Origin of the sequence: Paucibacter sp. Y2R2-4 (genome assembly GCF_025717535.1) — a bacterium.
Lineage (GTDB): Bacteria > Pseudomonadota > Gammaproteobacteria > Burkholderiales > Burkholderiaceae_C > Paucibacter_A.
The window spans coordinates 202,806-225,230 of the sequence record NZ_JAJIRO010000005.1; the positions used below are offsets into that span (position 1 = coordinate 202,806).

General features: G+C 60.8%; 22 protein-coding genes, 2 tRNA genes and 1 other RNA gene. 21 read left to right on the plus strand and 4 right to left on the minus strand.

Annotated features, from left to right (window positions below; genetic code table 11):
- The first annotated feature begins 6 nt into the window (after window positions 1–6).
- The 17 genes from LNV06_RS19340 to LNV06_RS19420 all read left to right on the plus strand — a co-directional run bounded on the left by LNV06_RS19340 (window position 7) and on the right by LNV06_RS19420 (window position 14,437).
- Window positions 7–732, plus strand: a complete 726-nt coding sequence (locus LNV06_RS19340; protein WP_263539933.1) for a YebC/PmpR family DNA-binding transcriptional regulator — start codon at window positions 7–9, stop codon at window positions 730–732.
- A gap of 49 nt (window positions 733–781) precedes the next feature.
- Window positions 782–2,062, plus strand: coding sequence for a phosphoribosylamine--glycine ligase (purD, locus tag LNV06_RS19345; RefSeq protein WP_263539934.1), 1,281 nt, complete (start codon window positions 782–784; stop codon window positions 2,060–2,062).
- The gene (locus LNV06_RS19350) at window positions 2,059–2,703 is read left to right on the plus strand and encodes a 1-acyl-sn-glycerol-3-phosphate acyltransferase (RefSeq protein ID WP_263539935.1); all 645 of its coding nucleotides are present in this window, start codon (window positions 2,059–2,061) and stop codon (window positions 2,701–2,703) included. The genes purD and LNV06_RS19350 overlap by 4 nt, the downstream gene beginning before the upstream one ends.
- Window positions 2,704–2,705: 2 nt before the next feature.
- Window positions 2,706–3,641, plus strand: coding sequence for an oxygen-dependent coproporphyrinogen oxidase (gene hemF / locus LNV06_RS19355; protein WP_263540250.1), 936 nt, complete (start codon window positions 2,706–2,708; stop codon window positions 3,639–3,641).
- Complete coding sequence (gene nadD, locus LNV06_RS19360) at window positions 3,632–4,255, plus strand: nicotinate-nucleotide adenylyltransferase (RefSeq protein ID WP_263539936.1); 624 nt, start codon at window positions 3,632–3,634, stop codon at window positions 4,253–4,255. Before hemF ends, nadD begins: the two co-directional genes overlap by 10 nt.
- Window positions 4,256–4,262: 7 nt before the next feature.
- Entirely contained in the window at window positions 4,263–5,021 is a 759-nt protein-coding gene (rsfS, locus tag LNV06_RS19365) for a ribosome silencing factor (protein ID WP_263539937.1), read from the plus strand.
- Between the two features lie 19 nt (window positions 5,022–5,040).
- A complete protein-coding gene (gene rlmH / locus LNV06_RS19370; RefSeq protein ID WP_263539938.1) occupies window positions 5,041–5,508 on the plus strand; it encodes a 23S rRNA (pseudouridine(1915)-N(3))-methyltransferase RlmH in 468 nt (155 codons plus the stop codon).
- Window positions 5,509–5,514: 6 nt separating this feature from the next.
- The gene (locus LNV06_RS19375; RefSeq protein ID WP_263539939.1) at window positions 5,515–7,521 is read left to right on the plus strand and encodes an acyltransferase family protein; all 2,007 of its coding nucleotides are present in this window, start codon (window positions 5,515–5,517) and stop codon (window positions 7,519–7,521) included.
- A 24-nt stretch (window positions 7,522–7,545) separates the two neighbouring features.
- Complete coding sequence (locus LNV06_RS19380; protein WP_263540251.1) at window positions 7,546–8,148, plus strand: Maf family protein; 603 nt, start codon at window positions 7,546–7,548, stop codon at window positions 8,146–8,148.
- A gap of 69 nt (window positions 8,149–8,217) precedes the next feature.
- Entirely contained in the window at window positions 8,218–9,705 is a 1,488-nt protein-coding gene (gene rng / locus LNV06_RS19385; RefSeq protein ID WP_263539940.1) for a ribonuclease G, read from the plus strand.
- Between the two features lie 140 nt (window positions 9,706–9,845).
- The gene (tolB, locus tag LNV06_RS19390; RefSeq protein WP_263539941.1) at window positions 9,846–11,210 is read left to right on the plus strand and encodes a Tol-Pal system beta propeller repeat protein TolB; all 1,365 of its coding nucleotides are present in this window, start codon (window positions 9,846–9,848) and stop codon (window positions 11,208–11,210) included.
- A 143-nt stretch (window positions 11,211–11,353) separates the two neighbouring features.
- Complete coding sequence (gene pal, locus LNV06_RS19395) at window positions 11,354–11,893, plus strand: peptidoglycan-associated lipoprotein Pal (protein ID WP_263539942.1); 540 nt, start codon at window positions 11,354–11,356, stop codon at window positions 11,891–11,893.
- Between the two features lies 1 nt (window position 11,894).
- The gene (gene ybgF, locus LNV06_RS19400) at window positions 11,895–12,695 is read left to right on the plus strand and encodes a tol-pal system protein YbgF (protein ID WP_263539943.1); all 801 of its coding nucleotides are present in this window, start codon (window positions 11,895–11,897) and stop codon (window positions 12,693–12,695) included.
- Window positions 12,696–12,873: 178 nt separating this feature from the next.
- Window positions 12,874–13,704, plus strand: a complete 831-nt coding sequence (locus tag LNV06_RS19405) for a tRNA threonylcarbamoyladenosine dehydratase (RefSeq protein WP_263539944.1) — start codon at window positions 12,874–12,876, stop codon at window positions 13,702–13,704.
- Window positions 13,705–13,720: 16 nt separating this feature from the next.
- Window positions 13,721–13,796: transfer RNA gene (locus LNV06_RS19410), tRNA-Lys, on the plus strand.
- An 80-nt stretch (window positions 13,797–13,876) separates the two neighbouring features.
- Window positions 13,877–13,952, plus strand: a tRNA-Lys gene (locus tag LNV06_RS19415).
- Between the two features lie 140 nt (window positions 13,953–14,092).
- Entirely contained in the window at window positions 14,093–14,437 is a 345-nt protein-coding gene (locus LNV06_RS19420; RefSeq protein ID WP_263539945.1) for a rhodanese-like domain-containing protein, read from the plus strand.
- A 231-nt stretch (window positions 14,438–14,668) separates the two neighbouring features.
- Here the strand turns inward: LNV06_RS19420 and ffs are convergent.
- Together ffs and LNV06_RS19430 are read right to left on the minus strand one after the other, a co-directional pair.
- Window positions 14,669–14,765, minus strand: an RNA gene (gene ffs / locus LNV06_RS19425) — signal recognition particle sRNA small type.
- Between the two features lie 123 nt (window positions 14,766–14,888).
- Window positions 14,889–16,016, minus strand: a complete 1,128-nt coding sequence (locus LNV06_RS19430; protein WP_263539946.1) for an AIR synthase related protein — start codon at window positions 16,014–16,016, stop codon at window positions 14,889–14,891.
- Window positions 16,017–16,148: 132 nt separating this feature from the next.
- On the opposite strand from LNV06_RS19430, the gene dnaX reads away from it, so the two are divergent.
- The 4 genes from dnaX to LNV06_RS19450 all read left to right on the plus strand — a co-directional run bounded on the left by dnaX (window position 16,149) and on the right by LNV06_RS19450 (window position 19,872).
- Entirely contained in the window at window positions 16,149–18,365 is a 2,217-nt protein-coding gene (dnaX, locus tag LNV06_RS19435) for a DNA polymerase III subunit gamma/tau (RefSeq protein ID WP_263539947.1), read from the plus strand.
- A 102-nt stretch (window positions 18,366–18,467) separates the two neighbouring features.
- On the plus strand, window positions 18,468–18,794 hold the full coding sequence (locus LNV06_RS19440) for a YbaB/EbfC family nucleoid-associated protein (RefSeq protein WP_263539948.1): 327 nt from the start codon (window positions 18,468–18,470) through the stop codon (window positions 18,792–18,794).
- Between the two features lie 17 nt (window positions 18,795–18,811).
- A complete protein-coding gene (gene recR / locus LNV06_RS19445) occupies window positions 18,812–19,393 on the plus strand; it encodes a recombination mediator RecR (RefSeq protein ID WP_263539949.1) in 582 nt (193 codons plus the stop codon).
- Between the two features lie 83 nt (window positions 19,394–19,476).
- On the plus strand, window positions 19,477–19,872 hold the full coding sequence (locus tag LNV06_RS19450) for an MAPEG family protein (RefSeq protein ID WP_263539950.1): 396 nt from the start codon (window positions 19,477–19,479) through the stop codon (window positions 19,870–19,872).
- 79 nt (window positions 19,873–19,951) lie between these two features.
- On the opposite strand, the gene LNV06_RS19455 is transcribed toward LNV06_RS19450, so the two are convergent.
- Together LNV06_RS19455 and gloB are read right to left on the minus strand one after the other, a co-directional pair.
- Window positions 19,952–21,583, minus strand: coding sequence for a transglycosylase SLT domain-containing protein (locus LNV06_RS19455; RefSeq protein WP_263539951.1), 1,632 nt, complete (start codon window positions 21,581–21,583; stop codon window positions 19,952–19,954).
- Window positions 21,580–22,410 (minus strand): hydroxyacylglutathione hydrolase, encoded by an 831-nt coding sequence (gloB, locus tag LNV06_RS19460; protein WP_263539952.1) that lies wholly within the window; start codon window positions 22,408–22,410, stop codon window positions 21,580–21,582. Before gloB ends, LNV06_RS19455 begins: the two co-directional genes overlap by 4 nt.
- Between the last annotated feature and the right edge of the window lie 15 nt (window positions 22,411–22,425).

The following is a 22,425-nucleotide window of genomic DNA, read 5'->3' on the forward strand; positions in this document are numbered from 1 at the left end:
AGCCATATGGCGGGTCATTCCAAATGGGCCAATATTCAGCATCGCAAGGGCCGTCAAGACGAAAAGCGCGGCAAGATCTGGACGCGCATCATTCGTGAAATTACCGTGGCGGCCCGCCAGGGCGGCCCCGACATCAAGGACAACCCGCGCCTGCGCTTGGCGGTGGACAAGGCCAAGGGCGCCAATATGCCGGCCGACCGCATCAAGTACAACATCGACAAGGCCTCGGGCAATATTGACGGCCTGGTCTATGAAGAGATCCGTTATGAGGGTTACGGCATCGGTGGTGCCGCCGTCATCATCGACACCATGACCGACAACAAGGTCCGCACCGTGGCCGAGGTGCGGCATGCCTTCAGCAAGTGCGGCGGCAATATGGGCACCGAAGGCGCGGTGGCCTTCCAGTTCAAACATTGCGGCCAACTGGTGTTCGCGCCCGGCAGTGATGAGGACAAGATCATGGAGGTGGCGCTGGAAGCCGGCGCCGAGGATGTGATCACCGATGACGATGGCGCGATTGAGGTCTTGACCGCGCCGGCCGACTTTGAAGCCGTGCGCAATGCCCTGGAAGCAGCCGGCCTGACGGCCGATGCGGCCGAGGTCACGATGCGGGCCGAGAACACCATCGAGCTCAGCGGCGACGAAGGCGTGCGCATGCAAAAGCTGCTCGATATGCTGGAAGACTTGGACGATGTCCAAGAGGTCTACAGCAACGCCAGCATCAGCGAATAAGGGTGGGCTGCGGCCTGTCCAGCAAAACCTCAGAAAGTAAGGTCCTCGAATGAAGGTATTGGTGCTTGGTAACGGCGGGCGAGAGCACGCGCTGGCCTGGAAGTTGGCACAGGGCGCTCGGGTGAGCCAAGTGTTTGTGGCGCCGGGCAATGGCGGTACGGCACGTGACTCGCGGCTGAAGAACGTGCCCATCACCGATGTGAAGGCTTTGGCCGACTTCGCGGTGGAACAAAAGATCGCGCTGACCGTGGTCGGCCCCGAGGCCTACCTGGCCGCTGGCGTGGTGGATGAGTTCCGCGCGCGCGGCTTGCGCATTTTTGGCCCCACCAAGGCGGCCGCGCAGCTGGAGTCGTCCAAGGCCTTTGCCAAGGACTTCATGAAGCGCCACGCCATCCCGACTGCGGCCTACGAGGTCTTCAGTGATGTGGCTGCAGCCCATGCCTATGTGGACGCGCAAGGCGCGCCCATCGTCATCAAGGCCGACGGCTTGGCTGCCGGCAAGGGCGTGGTTGTGGCCATGACCCTGGCCGAGGCGCATGAGGCGATCGACTGGATTCTGGAAGACAACAAGCTCGGCGTGGTGCATAACGAAGGTGGCGCGCGCGTCGTCATCGAGCAGTTCCTGCAAGGCGAAGAAGCCAGCTTCATCGTCTTGTGCGACGGCAAGAACGTGGTCTCGCTGGCCACCAGTCAAGACCACAAACGCCTGCTGGATGGCGACGAAGGCCCCAACACTGGGGGCATGGGCGCTTACTCGCCGGCCCCGGTGGTCACGCCCAATGTGCACGCCAAGGCCATGCACGAAATCATCATGCCCACCATCCAGGGCATGGCGCGTGACGGCATTCCCTTCACCGGCTTCCTCTACGCCGGCCTGATGATCGATGCGCAGGGCCAGCCCCGCACCGTGGAATTCAACACCCGCATGGGTGACCCCGAGACTCAACCCATCATGATGCGCTTGAAGAGCGATCTGTTGGAAGTGCTCTTGCACGCGACCGACGGCACGCTCGATCAGGTCGAGCTGCAATGGGATCGCCGTGTCGCCTTGGGCGTGGTGATGGCGGCCGGCGGTTATCCGCTGTCGCCGCGCAAGGGTGATGCCATCACTGGCCTGCCGGCCGATGCCGAAGACCATATGGTCTTCCATGCTGGTACCGCTGAAGTGGACGGGCAGCTGCGCACCTCCGGTGGGCGTGTCTTGTGCGTGACGGCCTTGGGCGAGTCGGTGCGCAAGGCCCAGCAACTCGCTTATGAGTCGCTGGTCAATATTCAGTTCGAAGGCAAGCAGTACCGCCAGGACATCGGACACCGCGCGGTGAAACGTTGAGCGGACGCGATCTACTGCCCCAGCCGCGCGCATTTGCGGCGGCCGAAAGCCCTCAGCAGCTGCGTTTGCAGGGCAGCGTCTGGGCGCAGGGTCTGCTGCGTCTGGCCGGTTGGCGCTTGGAGTTTGATGGCCTGCCGGGCAAGCAGGGCGTGATTTTGGTCTACCCGCACACCTCGAACTGGGATTTTGTGGTCGGCATTCTGGCCAAGTGGGCGCTGGGCTTGCAGCTGCGCTTTTGGGCCAAAGACAGCTTGTTCCAACTGCCGCTGTTCGGCTCCTGGGTGCGCTGGCTCGGCGGTGTGGCGGTGCGCCGCGACAGCCCGCAGGGCTTGGTGCGCGACACGGTGCAAGACATGCAGGCGGCGCAAGCGCGTGGCGAAATGTATTGGCTGGCCATGGCGCCCGAAGGCACTCGTTCCTTGGCGCCGGCTTGGCGCTCAGGCGCCTATCAGGTGGCGTTGCAAGCGCAGGTGCCGGCCGGTCTGGCCTATTTGGACTACGCCAGCAAAACAATTTGCCTGCGTCAGTTTGTGCAACTGGGCGGCGACCCGGCCGCTGACTTGGCACTGATGGCCCAGACCTTCAGCGCGGAACATGGCCTGAAGCCGGCTTTGGCCAGCCCGATAAGGATGAAATCATGACCATGAACACCCAAAGGGTGCGGGAGTACCTGCTTGATTTGCAGTCCCGCATCGTCGCGGCCTTGCAAAAAGCCGACGGCGGCGAGTTCATCAGCGACGGTTGGACCCGCGAACCCGGCAGCCGCTTGGAAGGTGACGGCCTCTCGCGCCTGATCGAGGGCGGGGCGGTGTTTGAGCGCGGCGGCGTCAACTTCTCACATGTACGGGGTCGGGTCTTGCCTCCCTCGGCCACCCAGCACCGGCCCGAGTTGGCCGGCGCGCCGTTTGAAGCCATGGGCGTGTCGCTGGTGATTCATCCGCACAATCCTTTCGTGCCGACGGTGCATATGAATGTGCGCATGTTTGCCGCCTTCCCGGCCGATGCCGAGCCGGTCGTCTGGTTCGGTGGCGGCATGGACCTGACGCCGTACTACGGCTTTGAGCGCGACGCCCAGCATTTCCACCGCACCTGTGAGGCTGCCTTGCAGCCGCATGGCGAAGACCTGTATGGCCGTTTTAAGCCCTGGTGCGATGAGTATTTCTATCTGAAGCACCGCGATGAGCCGCGCGGCATCGGCGGCATCTTTTTTGATGACTATGCCGAGGGCGGGTTCGAAGCCGCTTTCGCCATGCTGCGCTCGGTGGGCGATGCTTTCGTGCCCGCTTACCTGCCCATCGTGGAGCGCCGCCATGGCTTGGCCTACACCGAGCGCGAGCGTGACTTCCAAGCCTATCGGCGCGGGCGTTACGTCGAATTCAATCTGGTTTTTGACCGTGGCACCTTGTTCGGTCTGCAGTCGGGCGGGCGCACCGAGGCCATCCTGATGTCCATGCCACCCATCGTGAAATGGCGCTATCAATGGGCGCCGGAAGAGGGCAGCCTGGAAGCCAAGTTGTACAGTGACTTCCTGCGCCCGCGCGATTGGGCACAGGAGGCGGCGACGCATCTATGGCTGTAAACCTCTGCGGGGCGGGCCGCACCGGCCTGTTTGGCGGGAGTTTTGATCCGGTGCATCTGGGTCATTTGAGCCTGGCACGCTGTGCCCTGGAACAATTGAGTCTGGACCGCCTGCTTTGGCTGCCGGCCGGCCGGCCATGGCAGAAGACCGGCCGAGGCTTGGCGTCGCCGCTGCATCGGCGCGCCATGGTCGAGCTGATGGTGGCCGAGGAGCCGCGCTTCTCGGTGGATGACAGCGAGTTGGAGCGTGACGGCGCCAGCTACACCATAGACACGGTGCGGCAGCGCTTGGCAGCGCACCCCGGCGAGCAATTGTTCTTGGTGATCGGCCAGGACCAGTTCGAGCGCTTTCACACCTGGCGCGAATGGCGCGAGTTGCTCAGCCTGGTAACACTCGCCGTGGCCGCACGTGCGGGTCAAGAAGTTCAGGGATCGGCCGAAGTACTAGAAATCCTTCAAGCCGAGCCCAACAAAATGCTGAAACTGGCGATGCCGGCGATGCAGGTTTCATCCACCCAAGTGCGCGAACTGGCTTCGCGCGCTCAGGACATCAGCCCCTTGGTGGGCGACGCGGTCGCGGGGTATATTGCCCAGCACCGTCTTTACAGTGAGTAGGTACTGAATGGACATTCGTAAGCTGCAACGCGCCATCGTCGATGGTTTGGAAGATGTGAAGGCCCAGAACATTGTGGTCTTCAATACCGAGCACCTCTCGCCGCTGTTTGAGCGCGTGATCATTGCCTCGGGCACCAGCAATCGGCAGACCAAGGCGCTGGCTTCCAGTGTGCGAGTAACGGTCAAAGAGCGCGGCATGGATGTGCTGCGCTGCGAGGGCGAAGAAAACGGCGAATGGATCATCGTCGACTGCGGCGCCGCCGTGGTGCATGTGATGCAGCCCGCCATTCGCGACTATTACCACCTGGAAGAAATCTGGGGCGGCAAGCCGGTGAAGATGGCGCTGGGCGACGGCAAGACCAAGCTGGTCAAGGCCTCGGATGATGATGAAGAAGACGCCGCGCCAGCTAAGAAGCCCGCCAAGAAAGCCGTCAAGCCCTCGCTGCCCGGCAAGCCCGGCGTGAGCAAGAAGGTCGCGGCCAAGGAAGCCGAAGCCAAGCCAGCGGCCAAGAAGACCGCTGCGAAAAAGGTCGTCGCCAAGAAGAGCGCCAGCTCGCGCGAGGTGGATCACAAGACGCCTGCTACCCAAACCCTCAAAGTGGGCTTGGTCAAGCCTGCCGCGAAGAAGGTGGCCGCCAAGAAAGTGGCGACCAAGACCGTGGGCGTCAAGAAGGCGCCGGCCAAGTCTGCCGCCAAGCCCGCTGCAAAGACGACCGCCACCAAGGCTCCGGCTAAAAAGGTTGTGGCCAAGAAGGCCGCTCGCTGAGCTTCGCTGACCCTCACTGATGCGTTTGTATTTGGTCGCTGTGGGCCAGCGTCAGCCGGCCTGGGCTGATGCGGCTTATGAGGATTTCGCCAAACGGTTTCCGCCCGAGATGCGTCTCGAGTTGAAGGCCGTGAAGGCTGAAACACGCGGCAGCAAAACGGCCGAGCAATTGATGGCCGCCGAGGCCTTGCGCATCGAGGCTGCTTTGCCGCGCGGAGTTCGTCGTGTCATCTTGGATGAGCGCGGCGAGCGCCGTACCAGCATGCAATTGGCCGAGCGCATGAAGCTGTGGATGGGCGATGGCCGCGATGTTGCCTTGATCATCGGCGGGCCGGACGGTCTGGCCACGTCCCTGAAAGCCACTGCTGATGAGACGCTGCGCCTCTCCGACCTGACCCTCCCTCACGCCTTCGCGCGCGTCTTGCTGGCCGAGGGGCTTTACCGCGCTTGGACGGTGATGACAGGGCACCCCTATCACCGCGAGTAAGTGACGATGAGGCAAGCGGACTTGGGCGGTGCCGGGCTCTATCGGCGGGATATTGATGGGCTAAGAGCTTTGGCCGTCTTGGCGGTCGTACTTTTTCACATCAACGCCCATTGGCTGCCCGGCGGCTTTGTCGGCGTCGATGTGTTTTTCGTCATTTCAGGTTACCTGATCACACGCAATATCGTCAGTGATCTGGATGGCGCGCGCTTCACGCTGGCCGAGTTTTATCGACGCCGTATCAAGCGAATCGTGCCAGTGATGTTGACGGTATTGGCCTTCACCTTGCTCGCTGGCTATTTTGTTTTATTGCCTGAAGACTTGGAAGCCTTGGCCAAGTCGGCGGTCTGGTCGGTCGCATCACTTGCCAATGTGTATTTCTGGCGAGAGGTCAATACCGACTACTTTGCTACCGAGAGTGCCCAGTTGCCGCTTTTGCACCTGTGGTCTTTAGGTGTGGAGGAACAGTTTTATCTATTCTGGCCTTTGCTGCTGGCCGTCATTTGGCGACTGTGGCCGCGCACGGTTTCGGGACGCAACGCTGCCTTGTGGCCCGCTTTGATCTTGGTGCTTTTGCTTGTGCCGCTCTCCGTGGTCTTCGCTGAGTGGTATTTCGAAGCGAGTCCGCGATTTGTGTATTACATGCTGCCCAGTCGTGCCGGCGAACTGATGGTTGGCGCTGCCGCGGCCCTTTGGTCTATGGGGAGTCGACCAGACAGCATCACACGAGTTCGCTCGACTGTCATGAGCTGGATGGGTTTGGGCTTGCTGTTGCTGAGTCTGCTTTTTCTGAATGAAACGCAGGTGTTTCCGGGTTGGCGCAGCCTGCTGCCGACGGTCGGTGCGGCCTTGTTGCTCTTGGCTGGCCTGGGAGCACAAGGTACTTGGCTGCAGAGAGCTTTGAGCTTCGCGCCCATGGTTTGGATTGGGCGGCTGTCCTATTCCCTCTACCTTTGGCATTGGCCGGTGTTGGCGTTTTGGCGCTATTTGTACGGCCAGCCCAGTGCGCTGGAAGGCATGGGCCTGCTGGCTTTGATGTTTGTGCTGTCATGGTGCAGCCATCGCTGGGTGGAGGAGCCTGCGCGGCATGTGCGTTATGGTGCCGCCCGCGTGCTGATGGGTCAATTTGTCCTGCCGGGTGGAGCGTTACTGCTTTTCGCACTTTTCTTGGTCTTGGGCCCGCGCTTGGGTCTGCCGACGCATTCGCAGCAGTATCTGCTCGCTTTGCAAGAACGGCGCGCAGACTTGCAAGCTGCTTACCAGCAAGACTGGGTATGTCAACGACAAAGGCTGCATGACGATGACCTGAAGAACGACCGATGTGTGTTGGGGAAGGCCACAGAGCGGCCACCTCGCGTTTTGTTGTTCGGTGACTCCAACGCGGCCCATTACATTCCGATGCTTAAAACGGTGGCCGAAACTACGGGCTTTTCGTTTCGGAACTACGCGATTGGGGCATGCCCGCCGGTGATGGGGGACCCCCAGCCATTTGTCCATGCAGAACGCTTGTCTGATTGCCGAGAGTCGCTGGCGCTGGCTTGGACCGATAGCCAAGCCTACTCCGTGCTGGTTCTGGGTGGTTCTTGGCTCGACTACGGGCGGCGTTCGCCCATATTCATGGCGCGGCTGGAAGAAACTTTGCAATTGGTTGCCGCTCGCGGGCAACGGGTGGTTTTGCTGGCCAAGACGCCGCAACTCAGTGGCTACGATAGCCATTGCCGAGAGAAGGCCTTGAAGTTGCCGTGGCTCAACTGCGCGGGGCTGGACCAGCGGTTCAGTTCTGAACTGCAAGACCTGAATCAGGCCCTTCGCGAAATGGCTGATCGAATTCCGGGCGTGAAGTTTTTTGACGCTAGCGCGCAGCTTTGCCCTGAGGGGCGCTGCAAAATCTATGCAGACGACAACACGCCTCGGTACTTCGACGCCAGTCATCTCACAGTGAAGGCATCTCATGAACTTGGTCTTGCGGTTTTGCAGCAAGACGCGGGAGCAGTGTCTGAAATGTTTGCCCCCTGAACGACGAAGCCAAAAGACCTTGGAATTGCATCGATGATCTATCTTGCCTCGCAAAGCCCACGTCGCCGCCAATTGTTGGAGCAGTTGGGCGTGGCGTATGAATTGCTTTTGCCTGGACCTGAAGAGGACGCCGAGAGCCTGGAGGCCGAGCTTGCGGGGGAGTCGCCTGAGGACTATGTCGCACGGGTGACCGAGGCCAAGTTGGAGGCGGCGCTGAAGCGGCTGAAGATGCGTGGCTTGGCACCTGCTCCGGTGCTGTGCTCGGATACGACGGTGGCGATCGAGCAGCGGATTCTGGGCAAGCCGCAAGATGCGGACGATGCGTTTCAGACGCTGAGTCTTTTGTCTGGGCGCAGCCACCGGGTGATCACGGCCGTGGCGATTGGCCTGGGCGAGCGCCAGACAGCGGCCCTGAACGTCTCCGAAGTGGACTTCATCCAGGTACCCGAGGAGCAGATCCGGCGCTATATCGCCAGCGGCGAGCCCTTTGGCAAAGCGGGTGCTTACGCGATCCAGAGTCAAGCGGCGGCGTGGATTTCTCGCATCGAGGGCAGCTATTCAGGCATCATGGGCCTGCCCTTGTTTGAAACTGCGCAGATGTTGCAGCAATGGGGGCTGCGTTTTTGAGAGAAGTCCGCGTGTTCTGACGCATGCCCGTGGCCCAGTCGGCATGCGTCAGTATTCGAGGTTAGCGCCATGGAAGATATTTTGATCAACTGGTCTCCGCAGGAGACGCGTGTGGCCGTGGTGGAGAACGGTGCCGTGCAGGAGTTGCACGTCGAACGCACCTTGGAACGAGGCCTGGTCGGCAATGTCTATTCGGGCAAAGTGGCTCGAGTCTTGCCCGGTATGCAGTCCGCTTTCATCGACATCGGATTAGAGCGGGCCGCTTTTTTACATGTGGCCGATCTGCATGTGAACGGTGCGCCTGGCCATGTGCGCAGCCAGCATGCCGAGGGCGGCGTGGCCACTCCCATTGAACGCCTGGTCTTTGAGGGCCAGGCCTTGACGGTGCAAGTCATCAAGGACCCCATTGGCACCAAGGGTGCGCGCTTGTCGACCCAGATCAGCATCGCCGGTCGCATGTTGGTGTTCTTGCCGCAAGATGAACACATCGGCATCTCGCAAAAAATTGGCTCGCCCGAGGCTCGTGAACAACTGCGCAGTCGCATGCAAGCCTTGGTCGGTACGGCCGAACAAGGCGGTGGCGGTGGCTTCATCCTGCGCACCAATGCCGAAGATGCCAGCGATGAGGAGCTGGCTTCTGACATCGCCTATTTGCGCAAAGCCTGGGCCGCCATCCGCGAGAAAGGCTCGAACTCACCGCCCGGCACCTTGCTTCACCAAGACCTGAGCCTGGTCGAGCGGGTACTGCGCGATTTGGTCAGCGAGCGTACCGGCTCGATTCGCATTGATTCCAAGCTGCAGTTTGATGTCTTGCACAGCTTTGGCGAGAAGTTCATGCCTGCGGCAACCGCCAAGCTGGAGCATTACCGGGGCGAGCGGCCGATCTTTGATCTGAACAATATCGATGCTGAGCTGAGCCGCGCCTTGGCGCGCCGTGTGGATTTGAAGTCTGGCGGCTATTTGATTTTTGATCAGACCGAGGCCATGACCACGGTGGATGTGAACACCGGCGGCTTCGTCGGCGCCCGCAATTTCGACGACACCATTTTCAAAACCAATCTGGAAGCGGCGGGCGCGATTTCTCGCCAACTGCGCCTTCGCAATTTGGGTGGCATCATCATTGTTGACTTCATCGACATGACACGCGAGGAGCATCGCTCCGCCGTGTTGACCGAGTTCCGCAAGCAGCTCGGCCGCGATCGCACCAAGGTGACCTTGGGAGGCTTCACGCAGCTGGGCCTGGTGGAGATGACGCGCAAGCGCACGCGAGAGTCTTTGTCTCGCATGTTGTGCGAGCCATGCCCCACTTGTGAGGGACGCGGCCAAGTCAAAACAGCGCGCACCGTCTGCTACGACATCATGCGCGAGATCTTGCGTGAGGCCCGGCAGTTCTCGCCCAAGGAATTCCGGATCGTGGCAGCCGCCAACGTGGTGGAGATGCTGCTGGACGAAGAAAGCCAACATCTGGCGGGCCTGTCTGATTTCATTGGCAAGCCCATCTCTTTGACCGCTGAGCCAGCCAATCAGACCGAGCATTACGACATCGTCTTGCTTTAGCCTTGGATGACCTAAAGCGGACAAAAACGGAACACAGAGGCCACAAGCTGTTACCGGCCTCAGGGCGGAAATGCCCCCGGCTCAGGCAGAATGCAAAGCAGTTTGAAGTCGCACCCTGGGGTGCTTTGATCGCGAGTCGCATGTCTGCACAGAACACTACTCCTCTTCAGTTTGAATCGGTGCGAGGCGAGGGCCTTGGCGCTCAGGCGCAAGCACGTCGCTCGGTCTTGATTCGCGGTGCTTCCGCAGTCGGTGCTTGGGCTGGTCTGGCTGGCTTGAGTACACCAGCTTGGGCACAGTTCCGGGTCGAGATTTCAGGCGTGGGCGCCACGCAATTGCCGATCGCTTTGCCGGAATTTCGTGATGAATCGAGGGCCGGCCAGGCCGTGGCCTCCATCATTCGTTCTGACCTGGAACGTAGTGGCAAGTTCCGCATCATTGATGCGCCACAGTCGGGCCTTTTTGAAGGCAGCCAGCCCACGTGGAGCGACTGGCGAGGTCGCAATGCCGACGCCTTGGCGGCGGGTTCTGCTTCGCGCTTGGCCGATGGCCGTGTGGACCTGCGCTACAAGCTCTGGGATGTGGTCAAGGGCCAGGACCTGGGCGGCGAAGCCCATGCGGTGGCCCCTGATGATGTGCGCTTGGCAGCTCATCGCATTGCCGACACCATCTATCAAAAACTCACCGGTGAGCCCGGCGTGTTTGCGACGCGCATGGCCTATGTCACCAAGGCCGGCGGTCGTTACAGTCTGCGCATCACCGATGCGGACGGCGAGGGCGGACAAGTGGCGCTGGCCAGTCCTGACCCCATCATCTCGCCGGCTTGGTCGCCGAATGGCCGTGAGCTGGTTTATGTGTCCTTTGAGACCCGCAAGGCGGTGGTTTGGATTCAAGATGTCTCCACCGGCAAGCGCCGTGCGCTCGCTGATTTCCGGGGCACGAACAGCGCGCCGGCTTTCTCGCCCGATGGGCAGCAACTTTCTTTGACGCTGTCGCGTGAAGGCGGCTCGCAGCTCTTCATCATCAACCGCGATGGCAGTGGCTTGCGCCGCTTGACGCAGAGCTCAGCCATCGACACCGAGTCAGTGTTTTCGCCCGATGGCCGCTCGCTCTATTTCGTCAGCGACCGGGGCGGTAGTCCGCAGATTTACCGTATGTCTGTGGCCGGTGGCGCGGCCGAGCGTGTGACCTTCAATGGCGCTTACAACATCAGCCCGGCCATCAGCCCGGATGGTCGCACCATGGCTTTCATCACCCGCCTCAACGGCGGCACCTTCAGGCTTTGCGTGATGGACCTGGCCAGTGGCACGGTGCAGCAGATCAGCGATGGCAATGATGATGAAAGCCCCAGCTTTGCACCGAACGGCCGCTTGCTGGTGTATGCCAGCCGCTCGGCCGGGCGCGATGTGCTGATGACGACCACTTTGGATGGCCGTATCAAGGCCAAGCTGATCTCGACGCTGGCCGATGTGCGCGAGCCGACTTGGGGCCCGTTTGGCCGTTGAAGCTCGCGATTGTTGGGCCAAAGCGGCGCTGAAAAGCGGCTTGTGAAAGTTGTAAGACAATGAGCCTCAGCGCTATCACAAGAGCTGATTGAGGCTTGTTGTTTTTTGACGCAAATGTAGATTTTTCCGAAGGAGTGAACCGCATGAAGATGACTCGTTACGCATTGAGCTTGCTGGCCGCCGCTGTACTGGCAGGCTGTGCATCGTCCGTCAAGCTGGATGAGCCGGCCCCGGTTGAAACCCGCCCCGTGGCACCGCCGAGCTCGGCTGCTAACAGTGGTGCCAGCGCCACTCCGATGGCCGAGTCCAAGGTGGCAACCGTTGATCTGGGAGCACAACTGACGGCGGCTGTCGCTAACCAGCGCGTGGTGCTGTTTGATTTCGACAGCTATGTGGTGAAGGACGACTACCGCGGCTTGGTGGAGGCGCATGCCAAGCGTCTGAGCAATGACCGCAAGCTGGCTCTGAGCCTGGAAGGCCATACCGACGAGCGCGGCGGTCGTGAGTACAACCTGGCCCTGGGTCAAAAGCGTGCGGAAGCGGTGGCCAAGTCGTTGAGCCTCTTGGGCGTTGCTGCTGCGCAGGTGGAGCCGGTCAGCTTCGGCAAAGAAAAGCCGGCTGCACAAGGCAGCGATGAGGCCGCCTGGGCCAAAAATCGCCGCGTCGAACTGAAGGACAAGTGAGATGAGTCTGCTGCAGCGCAGCCTGGGTGCCTCACGAGTGCTGGCGGTCGCGTCCGTGGCAGCCTTGATGGCGGCTGGCGCGGCTCAAGCGGCCTTGTTTGATGATGACGAGGCGCGCAAAGCCATTTTGGAATTGCGCGGCCGTGTTCAGCAGAGCGAGGACGCCCAGCGCCAACGGGTCGAGCAGTTGTCGACCCAGGTGCAGGACCAGTTGGGACCTTTGCGTCGCAGCATGTTGGATCTCAATTCGCAGATCGACATGTTGCGCAGCGAGATCGCCAAGCTGCGCGGCCAGAATGAACAACTGGCGCGGGAGCTGTCGGAGACTCAGCGCAAGTTGAACGACCAGGCGCAAGCCTTGGATTCGCGCCTGAAGCCGCTGGAGCCACAAAAAGTGGCACTTGATGGTAAAGAGTTCCAGGTCAATCCAGAGGAGCGTCGGCAATACGATGCGGCCATGGGTTTGGTGCGCCGTGGGGACTTCGCCGAAGCGGTCAACACCTTGGGCAGCTTCTTGAAGCGTTTCCCGGCGAGTGGCTATGCAGACTCGGTTCGCTTTTGGTTAGGCAATGCCCAATACGGCAAACGTGACTACAAAGATGCCATCGCTACGTTCAAGGCCTTTATTGCAGGCAACCCTGAGCACCCGCGGGCCAGTGAAGCTCTGCTGGCATTGGCTAACTGTCAAATCGAGCTGAAGGACGTCAAGTCCGCCAAGCGCAGCCTGGAGGACTTGATCAAGGCCTACCCAGGCACAGAGGCTGCACAGGCCAGCAAAGAACGGCTTGCTGCGCTGAAATAATGTTGCAGCGCCAAGCGCTCGCGTGATCCCTGGCCCCGCTTGCGGGGCCTTTTTATTGCCCGCGTCATGCTCGTGCGAGCGGCGAGCATTGCTTTCTACAATCGGTCCATGCGAAAAATGACAAGGGCGAGTCGGCCTATTGCCTCTGTGCCGCAAGGGCTGAATTACGGCGCCAAATATGAGTGACTTCAACGATGACTTCATGGCGCCGGATGACGAGCGCCGATTCGGTGGTTTGCGCCGCCTCTATGGCGAGCAGGACTATCAGTGCTTGCGCCGTGCGCATATTGCCGTGGTCGGCTTGGGCGGCGTCGGCTCCTGGGTGGTCGAGGCTTTGGCGCGCAGCGGTGTTGCGGCTCTAACCCTGATCGATTTGGATCAAGTGGCAGAGTCCAATATCAACCGCCAAGTGCAAGCCTTGGGGTCAACCGTCGGTATGGCCAAGGTCGAGGCGCTGCGTCAGCGTATTCTGGATATTCACCCTAACTGCAAAGTCACGCTGATTGAAGAGTTTGTCGACGAGCAAAATTGGCCGGGTTTGCTGCTTGGCCGAGAGGGTGAATTGCATGGCTTAGTTGATGCTTGCGATCAGGTTCGCGCCAAGGCCTGCCTCGCGGCCTGGGCGCTAGAGCGGCGTCTGCCCTTCGTCAGCGTCGGCGCGGCGGGCGGCAAGCGCATGCCACATCTGATGGGCATCGAAGACTTGGCCGAGATCACCCACGACCCCTTATTGGCTTCCTTGCGGCAACGATTGCGCAAGCAGTACGGCGCCAAGCGGCAGGGGAAGATGGGCGTGGCCTGTGTTTTCTCTCGAGAGCCGGTACATCGCCCGACGGCGCCCGAGGGCCAAGCTTGCGAAGTGGACGGCAGCCTCAATTGCCATGGCTATGGATCTAGTGTGGCGGTCACTGCCAGCTTTGGCATGGCCGCTGCTGCAGCGCTATTGAAGATTCTTTTCGATAATTTGAAAAAACCTCTTGCGCGCGAATTAAAAGTCGGCTTAAAATAGTGGGCTTCTCTGGTAGGGGTCGTTAGCTCAGTTGGTAGAGCAGCGGACTTTTAATCCGTAGGTCGCAGGTTCGAGTCCCGCACGACCCACCAGAAATTACAGCAAATATGTGCTATAATGCGAAGCTTGCAAATTGACTGATTTGAATCTAATTCAATAAGTTAATAAGTGAGGGCTCTTAGCTCAGTTGGTAGAGCAGCGGACTCTTAATCCGTAGGTCGAGTGTTCGAGTCACTCAGGGCCCACCAAAATTAAGAATGGATCAAGCACCGAATGCGAAAGCACTCGGTGCTTTTTTCATTGGCCTTATGCTTTGTGAAAATTGGGGTCGATACTCGCTCGTGGCGTCGCCGCGAGTTTTTGCTCTCTTTTCTTTTTTGAGGCGGCTATGAAAAAGTTTCTCTTTTTTGCAACGCTCTTGTCGGTGATGAGCTGCGTTGGGGCCAAAGAAGTCGTCATCGATGTGCGCACTGCGGCCGAGTATGTCGAGGGTCACGTGGCCGGTTCACTCAATATCGAGCACACCGAGATCGCTAAAGAAATTTCCAAGCTAGCCATAGGCAAGGATGACAAGATCATCTTGTATTGCCGATCAGGTCGCCGGTCGTCGATTGCCTTGGAAACTCTCAAGAACTTGGGTTACTCCAAGCTTGAGAACTATGGCGGCTTGGAAGAGGCGCGGCGACGCTTGGAGTCTCCGGTCACTCCAAAGGTTGAGGACGCAGGCCAGTGAGGCCAGTGCGAGCGCAAGTCTGCCTAGCTGGCGGTGAGTGCCTGCCGCAAGGCTAAAGCTGGAAACAAAGTCTTGAGAGCTGGCGCTGCGTGGCTCTTGGGCGCAAATCAAGAGCTTTGTAAAAAGCTTTGAATCAAGCGAGGTGGGCTTGCTGCAGACGCGGCAGCCAGAACGGCCTCGCGAAACTCATGCTGCATTTGAGCAGCGACCCGGGGAGGGTGGTGAGTTGGGGTTGACGAGCCTTGCCCCGGCACTGGTCACAACGGTTAGGGCTGCTTCGTTCCCGACCTGACCCGGTTGGCCGCGCTTCCATGCGAGGAGGCCCGTCACTTTCTATTGTAAACGATGCGGCGTGTCGCTCTGGGCGCGGGGCTTGAATTGCGCAAGTTTTGAACAAGAAAAAGGCGCCCGTTGGGCGCCTGATTCACAAGACTTGTCGTGTCAGCTCATCTCAGCGCAGCTGCAAATCGTCGTCGCTGAAGCGGATGTTCAAGGGCTCGATCAGCAACTGCTTAGGTCCATCTTCCAATTGGCCCGCCACGATGGCGTCGATGCCGCAAGCTTTGGCTACTTCAACCGTGCGCGCCGCATCTTCTGCCTTCACAAAGATGGCAAAACCTGCACCCATGTTCAGCGTGGAATAGGCTTCGCGGTCATCCTGCTTGGCCTGCTCTTGCATGAAGCGCAGCACCGGTGTGACGGGAGGCACGCTGTGGATGCGGTAAGTGAACTGACCCGGATGACGCAGCAGCTTGCGCCAGCCGTGGCCAGTGATGTTTGCGCAGTAATGCGGTGTGATGCCGGCCTTGAACAGGGCTTCGGTGACCGGTGAGTACAGCACGGTCGGGGCCAGCAGCGCGTCGCCATAGCTCAGGCCGGGTTCGATCTCGGTCAGATAGCCTTCTGGCAGACGCTCAACCAGCTTGCGTGCCAGGCTCAGGCCATTGGCGTGGATGCCGCTGGAGGCCAGCAGCACGATGGCATCGCCGGCGCCGAGTTTGTCGCCCACCGAGAGGCGTTCCTTGGGGTTGATCAAACCGGTGCAGGAGGCGGCCAGATCGATGCGGTCAGCTTCCACAATGCCGGCCAGGGCCGGTGTTTCGCCGCCGCCCCAGGCCACTTGGCAGGTGTCGCAGGCTTTCTTCCAGCCTTCCACCAAGCTCTGGGCGCGCAATTTGTCGCCAAACCAGTCCGAGCCGCCAGCGGCCCAGTAGGCCTGCACCACCAGCGGCGTGGCGCCGACGGTGATCAGGTCATTGATGGCCATGGCGATGGTGTCTTGCGCGATACCGGCGTAATAGCTCTTGCCGGTCAGCTTGTACATCTCGTCAGCGACCAAGGTCTTGGTGCCCAGGCACTCGACGATGGAGGCGATGTAGAACGGCCCCACGTCGACCACGTAGGCTGACTCGCCGCGCGAAGCCAGCACCTCGCTGAAGCCGTGGCCACCGAGGTGGGCGCCAGTCGCAGCGGCAGCGCGCTGCGCGCTGATCTTCAGCGGATCGATCAGGTCGTAGTTGACCCCGGCTTGGCTGTAGCTGAGGGTGTCGGGGGAGGATGGGGCGTCATGCGTACTCATGGGGCGGGATTATCGGTCAGACCGCGCTGATATTCCGCCCAGGCTTTGCAATCGATGCTTCAAGCCTTTCTTTGTCATCTTCTCCGCGAGCGCAGCAGGAGGCATGGGTCGACCCCCGTAGAATCCAACGCCATGAGTTACCAGGTTCTCGCGCGCAAGTATCGTCCCCACAGCTTTGAAGAGTTGGTGGGTCAGGAGCATGTGGTGCAGGCGCTGGCCAATGCGCTGACGCAGCAGCGTTTGCATCATGCCTATCTGTTCACCGGCACACGGGGTGTGGGCAAGACCACGGTTTCGCGGATCCTGGCCAAGAGCCTCAATTGCACCGGCGCCGATGGGCAAGGCGGCATCACGGCCACGCCTTGCGGCGTTTGCGATGCCTGCCGCGATATTGATGCGGGCCGATTCGTGGACTACATCGAGCTCGATGCGGCTTCCAATCGCGGCGTGGAGGAGATCTCGCAATTGCTGGACCAATCGGTCTACAAGCCGGTGATGGGCCGCTTCAAGGTCTACATGATCGACGAAGTCCACATGCTCTCAAACACCGCCTTCAATGCGATGTTGAAAACGCTGGAGGAGCCGCCGGACTACTTGAAGTTTGTGCTGGCCACCACTGACCCGCAAAAGGTGCCGGTGACGGTTTTGTCGCGCTGCCTGCAGTTCAATTTGCGCCCGATGGCTCCGCAAACGGTGTTGAGTCATCTGCGCCAGGTCTTGGAGGCAGAGAACGTTCCTGCCGATCCTGGGGCCTTGCGATTGCTGTCGCGCTCGGCGCGCGGCTCTATGCGCGACGCCTTGTCTTTGACCGACCAAGCGATTGCCTTTGGCGCGGGCGCCTTGGTCGAAGAGGGCGTACGCCAAATGCTGGGCAGCGTGGACCGCAGCCATGTGGTGGCGATTTTGGATGCCTTGATCGCTGCTGATGGGGCCGCAGTGGTGGCGCAGGCCGATGGTTTGCGCAGTCTGGGCTTGTCGGCCGCCGGTACCTTGGAAGACTTGGCCGGGCTGTTGCAGCAAATGGCTGTCGCCCAGGCCGCGCCGGGCGCTTTGGATGAGCAAGACCCCGACACCGCTGAAGCGGAACGTTTGGCCGCGCTGTTGCCGGCGGATGAAATTCAGCTGATGTACAGCATGGCCTTGCATGGTCGGCAAGAGTTGGCCTTGGCCCCGGATGAATATGCTGGCTTGCTGATGGTGCTGCTGCGCATGTTGAGCTTTCGCCCGAATGGGGTGAAGGGATCAGGCGGCAACTCCAGCCAGTTGGCTAAGCCGGTTGCCAGGTCGGCAGGAGGTTCCGCCGGGGGCATGAATGCTGCTGCTGCCGCAGCTCGGCCGGCTGCGCCAAACACGCAAGCTGCAACTCTGAGCGCACCAGTGAGCGCGCCTTTGTTGCGCCCGCAGGCCGCTGTAGCGACCGTGCCGGCGCCGCTGCCGCCTCAGGTGGTGGCGGCTATTAGCCGTCCACAGGCGGCGCCTGCCATCGCTACCCTTGAGGTTTCGGCGCCTGTGCTTGTGGCAGACGCAGGTGAAGAGGCTGATGCCATGGTGCCGGTCGTGGGCGAGATTGCCTCAGCGGCTGTCGTTGATCCTGTCTTGCAAGCTGAGGCCGAAGTTGTTGAATCAGCCCCTGCTGCAGCGCCCGCTGAGTCGCGTCCGACGCCACCTCGTGCTCCTCTGGGCCGCGGTGCGGCCAACGCAGACTTCAGTGCACGCCTGCGGCCCCGCGCGATCGAGCCTGAACCTGCAGCGAAAGTCGAGCCGCCTCGACAAGCGGCCAGTGATGAAGTGCCGCCATGGCTGGACATGCCGCCTCCGGACGACGATGACATGGCTGCCTCGAGCGCCATGGCTTTTGAAGAGGGCGAGGCTGAACTCGATGATTCTTCGCGGGGCATTTCAGCCGCTGAACGTCAGGCCTATGCCTCTACGGCGGGTGAAGATGTTCCCTTGCTGCCCACTGCTCTGGGTGAGCGCTGGGCCGAGCTGGTCAAACCGCTGGGCTTGACGGCGCTGACCCGTGAGCTGGCCGTGCGTTCAGAATGTGTGGGCTTTGAGGAGCAGGGCGAGACCTGGGTCTGGCGACTGCGCGTTGAGCGCGAGTCGCTGCGGCAACCGGCGCTGCGAGATAAATTGCAGGCGGCGCTGGTGGCTCATTTGCAGCGTCCGGTGCAGATAGAGATGGAGGCCGGCGTGGCGCAGGATTCGCCCGCTTTGCGCGACCTGGCGCAGGCGCAGGCGCGGCAACGCTCCTTGGAGCAAATCGTCGTTAAGGACCCGCTGGCGCAAGCTTTGCTGGCGCAGTTCAAGACGGCGCGCATCGTCCCGGGCTCGATCCGCTCGCACTGAGCCGCACTGAGCGTTTCTTCCATCTATTTATTTATTGTTTTGATTCGTCGCGCTGTCACTGGCGAATGAGTTTTTTGAATTTGAACCGAGAGGAGTACGGCAATGATGAAGGGTCAACTGGCAGGTCTGATGAAGCAAGCTCAGGCCATGCAAGACAATTTGAAGAAGGCGCAAGAAGAGCTGGCCACCGTCGAGGTAGAAGGTCAGTCGGGCGCAGGCTTGGTCAAGGTCTTGATGACCTGCAAAAACGACGTCAAACGCGTCACCATCGATCCCAGCCTTTTGGCCGACGACAAGGACATGCTGGAAGACTTGGTCGCCGCCGCTTTCAATGACGCGGTGCGTCGCGCCGAAGAAGTCAGCTCGCAAAAAATGGGCAAGCTCACCGCCGGCATGCCCATGCCTCCCGGCATGAAGTTCCCGTTCTGACGCGATAGTTCTGATCGGTGACGGCACTCGAAACCTTGATTGAGGCGCTCAAGCGCCTGCCGGGCGTGGGCCAGAAGTCGGCGCAGCGCATGGCTTATCACCTTTTGCAGCATGACCGTGAGGGCGCGCAGCGCCTGTCGACGGCCTTGCAAGCGGCTGCCGAGCAGATCGGCCATTGCCGGCGCTGCCACACCTTCAGCGAAACGGAAATTTGCACTATCTGCGCCGACGTTTCGCGCGACCCCAAGCTGCTCTGTGTGGTGGAGTCACCTGCGGACCAAGCGGCCTTGGAGCGCAGCAATTCCTACCGCGGCTACTACTTCGTGCTTTTGGGGCGTATCAGTCCACTGGACGGGGTGGGCGTCGGCCAGATTGGGGCGGCCGAACTCTTGCAGCGCGCCGCAGAAACCGGCGTGGAAGAGGTGATTCTGGCTTGCAGCTTTACCGCTGAAGGCGAGGCCACCGCCCATGTCTTGGCCGAGGCTTTGCGCTCGCGCGGCCTGCGCTCAAGTCGTTTGGCGCGGGGTGTGCCGGTGGGCAGCGAATTGGAATATGTGGATTTGGGCACCATCGCCCATGCCCTGGTTGATCGGCGTTAGGCTGGGCGATTGTTCGGTGTTCGTGCGGGCTTCAGCCTTGCGGCTAAAGCCTCGTAATTTCAATTGACACTACTGGAGAAGCGATGACCATCGCCCATTTCTGCATCATCGCGGCCTGTATGCTGCCCATTGTTTGTGCCGGCCTGGCCAAGTCGAGCGGCTTCGGCCGTTCGCGCCGCGAAGGTGGCTACGACAACCATGATCCGCGCGCCTGGTTGGCCAAGCAATCGGGCCGTCAAGCACGGGCCAATGCCGCACAGGCCAATAGCTTTGAGGCGCTGCCGCTTTTCATTGCGGGCGTCTTGGTGGCGCACCAGTTGCAAGCACCGCAAGGCTGGGTCGATGGACTGGCCCTGGGTTTTATCGCGGCGCGTGTGGCCTATATCGCCGCCTACTTGGCCGACAAGGCGAGCCTGCGTTCCGCCATTTGGTTTGTCGGCGTGGCCTGCAGCGTGGGTTTGTTCTTCAGCGCGCACTGAGCGGGCCAATGAGCTCGCCCATGGGAATTGGGCGGCCGCCTGTAGACACGGCCCGATAAGCCTCTGCAGGCTTGACGCTTCAGCGCTTCATCATCTGACGGGCCGCCACGTTCGGATGCGATGCCGAGGCCACCACGGCCCGGCCGCCTGTCGGCTTGCGGCTGCTCTTGCTGGGCTTCGCGGCTGCAGGGGCGCTATTCGATTTGGCCAAGGTGACCCGCTTGCCGGCAGCGCTCGGTGCGGTGTAGACCACCAAGGTTTGGCCGGGCTTGAAGCTTGATTTGACTGCCACTTTGTTCCACTCGGCCACCTGAGCTGGGCTGACCCGGTAGCGGGCCGCGACAGTCGCCACGGTGTCATGCTTGCCCGCCTTCAGGCTCAGGCGGCGCAGGGGAGGGACGTCCGGCGCCAAGCTGATCGACGCGTGGTCGGCCAAATGTTCAGAGACATCTTCGATGCGATGGGCGGCACGCGGCACCAGCAAGGTGGAGCCTTGCTTGACCAACATCCGCGGCGGAATCTTGTTGATCTCGCGCAGCGAGCTTTCGCTCATGCCGACTTCTTTGGCCGCGGCTTGCGGGCTCATGGTCTTGGGCACGGTCCAGGCGGTCCAACTGGCCAAGGGACCGCGGTGGGCGGCCAAGGCCTGAGCAAAGGCGCGAGCATTGTCGTAGGGCAGCAGAATCTGGTTGGTGCCTGCCGCCAGCATCACCGGCTTGTTCATCTGCGGATTGAACTGCTTGAATTCGTCGACCTTCATGCCCGCCAGTCTCGCGGCCAGGTCCACGTCCATATCGCGGTCGAGATTGACGCTCAAAAAGTAGGGGTGATTGGCCGCCGGTGGCAGCGTCAGCGCAAACTTTTGAGGGGCCAGCACGATGTTTTTGACCGCCTGCAGCTTGGGCACGTAATAGCGGGTTTCATCGGGCATCTTCAGGCTCTCGTAATCGGTCGGCAAACCGGCCTTCTGATTGCGCGTGATGGCTTTTTGCACATTGCCCTGACCCCAGTTGTAGGCGGCCAAGGCCAGATGCCAGTCGCCAAACATCTTGTGCAAGCGGCCCAGATAGTCGAGGGCCGCGCGGGTCGAGGCCAGCACATCGCGGCGGTCATCACGGAAGATGTTTTGCTTCAGATCGAAATCGCGGCCGGTGGCGGGCACGAACTGCCACATGCCCGAAGCCTTGGCCGTGGACATGGCTTGCGGATTGAAGGCGCTTTCGATGAAGGGCAACAGGGCCAGTTCGGTGGGCATGCCGCGCTTTTCGACTTCTTCGATGATGTGGAAAAGATAGCGGCCGCCGCGGTCGGTCATGCGCTGCACATAGTCGGGGCGCGTGCTGTACCAAGTCTCGGCTTTGCGTACCCAGTCATTGTCCAGATCGTTCATGGCGAAACCCGCGCGCAAGCGCATCCACAAATCAGTTTGTGCTTCGGATTCGCTCAGTTCGATCTTGACGCCGGGTCGCAGACTGTCTTCCAGCAAAGGCAGGCCGGCAGTTTCTGTGTTGGTGCTTGCGGCCGCGACGGTGCTGCTTTCGGGCGCCGCTGGGTTCGCGATCCAAGTGCGGGGCAAAGCATTGCGTTCGGTGCTGGTCGCCAATTCTTGCGTGGGCGGTGTACTGGCGCAGGCGCCCAGCAGGGCACTCATCAGCAGCAGGCTCAGACGCCCAAGGGCGCGTGGCAACACGGGAGGCATGGTCAATTTCATCTGAATTCGTTCTTCCACTGCCGCAGGCGGGCGAAGACCTCGACCGCGCGTTCGGCGGTGTCGATGGCGGACGTTGAATGAGGGGCGTTTGAGGCCTGAGCCACGTCAGGTGCGGCCTGGGCGCTAGCGACAGCGCGCGCGACGGTTGCATGGTCGCAGCGCAAAAATGGGTTGATCTGCAACTCCAGCTCAAGCGTGGAGGGCAGAGTGGATAAATTCTGGCCGCGCTGGGTCTCGCACCATGCTTGATAACGCATCAGCTCAGCGTTATCTGGCTCCACCGCGCGAGCAAAGCGCAGATTGGACAAGGTGTATTCATGGGTGCAGCACACCCGTGTTGCGGCTGGCAAAGCCGCCAAACGCTGCAAAGAGGCATGCATCTGGGCCGGCGTGCCTTCAAACAAACGACCGCAGCCGCCGGAAAAAAGCGTGTCACCGCAAAACAGGATGGGCGCGCTATCGTCCTCTGGTTCTGGCAAGAAGAAGGCGATATGGCCGGCCGTATGGCCTGGCACATCCATCACCTCGAACTTCAGGCCAAGCAGTTCGACCTGTTCACCGCCATGACAGGGCGTGCAGTCCACCGGCATGGTTTCAAGTGCTGGGGCGAAGATCGGGCCTTGTAGCACCGGCAGCAGTTCTTTCAGGCCGCCGACATGGTCGGCATGGTGGTGCGTCACTAGAATGCCGCTCAGCTGCAGCGAATGATCGGCCAAGAATTTCAGGACCGGCTGCGCATCACCGGGGTCGACCACCAAGGCATTGCGGCCATCGTGCAAGATCCAGATGTAGTTGTCCGCAAAGGCGGCGATCGCCTCGAGCTTCATGCAGCCAAGTCCAGA

Coding starts and splice junctions, on each gene's coding strand:
- LNV06_RS19340 (WP_263539933.1), top strand. CDS start 7: ATGGCGGGTCATTCCAAATGGGCCAATATTCAGCATCGCAAGGGCCGT.
- purD (WP_263539934.1), top strand. CDS start 782: ATGAAGGTATTGGTGCTTGGTAACGGCGGGCGAGAGCACGCGCTGGCC.
- hemF (WP_263540250.1), top strand. CDS start 2,706: ATGAACACCCAAAGGGTGCGGGAGTACCTGCTTGATTTGCAGTCCCGC.
- nadD (WP_263539936.1), top strand. CDS start 3,632: ATGGCTGTAAACCTCTGCGGGGCGGGCCGCACCGGCCTGTTTGGCGGG.
- rsfS (WP_263539937.1), top strand. CDS start 4,263: ATGGACATTCGTAAGCTGCAACGCGCCATCGTCGATGGTTTGGAAGAT.
- rlmH (WP_263539938.1), top strand. CDS start 5,041: ATGCGTTTGTATTTGGTCGCTGTGGGCCAGCGTCAGCCGGCCTGGGCT.
- LNV06_RS19375 (WP_263539939.1), top strand. CDS start 5,515: ATGAGGCAAGCGGACTTGGGCGGTGCCGGGCTCTATCGGCGGGATATT.
- rng (WP_263539940.1), top strand. CDS start 8,218: ATGGAAGATATTTTGATCAACTGGTCTCCGCAGGAGACGCGTGTGGCC.
- tolB (WP_263539941.1), top strand. CDS start 9,846: ATGTCTGCACAGAACACTACTCCTCTTCAGTTTGAATCGGTGCGAGGC.
- pal (WP_263539942.1), top strand. CDS start 11,354: ATGAAGATGACTCGTTACGCATTGAGCTTGCTGGCCGCCGCTGTACTG.
- ybgF (WP_263539943.1), top strand. CDS start 11,895: ATGAGTCTGCTGCAGCGCAGCCTGGGTGCCTCACGAGTGCTGGCGGTC.
- LNV06_RS19405 (WP_263539944.1), top strand. CDS start 12,874: ATGAGTGACTTCAACGATGACTTCATGGCGCCGGATGACGAGCGCCGA.
- LNV06_RS19420 (WP_263539945.1), top strand. CDS start 14,093: ATGAAAAAGTTTCTCTTTTTTGCAACGCTCTTGTCGGTGATGAGCTGC.
- LNV06_RS19430 (WP_263539946.1), bottom strand. CDS start 16,016: ATGAGTACGCATGACGCCCCATCCTCCCCCGACACCCTCAGCTACAGC.
- dnaX (WP_263539947.1), top strand. CDS start 16,149: ATGAGTTACCAGGTTCTCGCGCGCAAGTATCGTCCCCACAGCTTTGAA.
- LNV06_RS19440 (WP_263539948.1), top strand. CDS start 18,468: ATGATGAAGGGTCAACTGGCAGGTCTGATGAAGCAAGCTCAGGCCATG.
- LNV06_RS19450 (WP_263539950.1), top strand. CDS start 19,477: ATGACCATCGCCCATTTCTGCATCATCGCGGCCTGTATGCTGCCCATT.
- LNV06_RS19455 (WP_263539951.1), bottom strand. CDS start 21,583: ATGAAATTGACCATGCCTCCCGTGTTGCCACGCGCCCTTGGGCGTCTG.
- gloB (WP_263539952.1), bottom strand. CDS start 22,410: ATGAAGCTCGAGGCGATCGCCGCCTTTGCGGACAACTACATCTGGATC.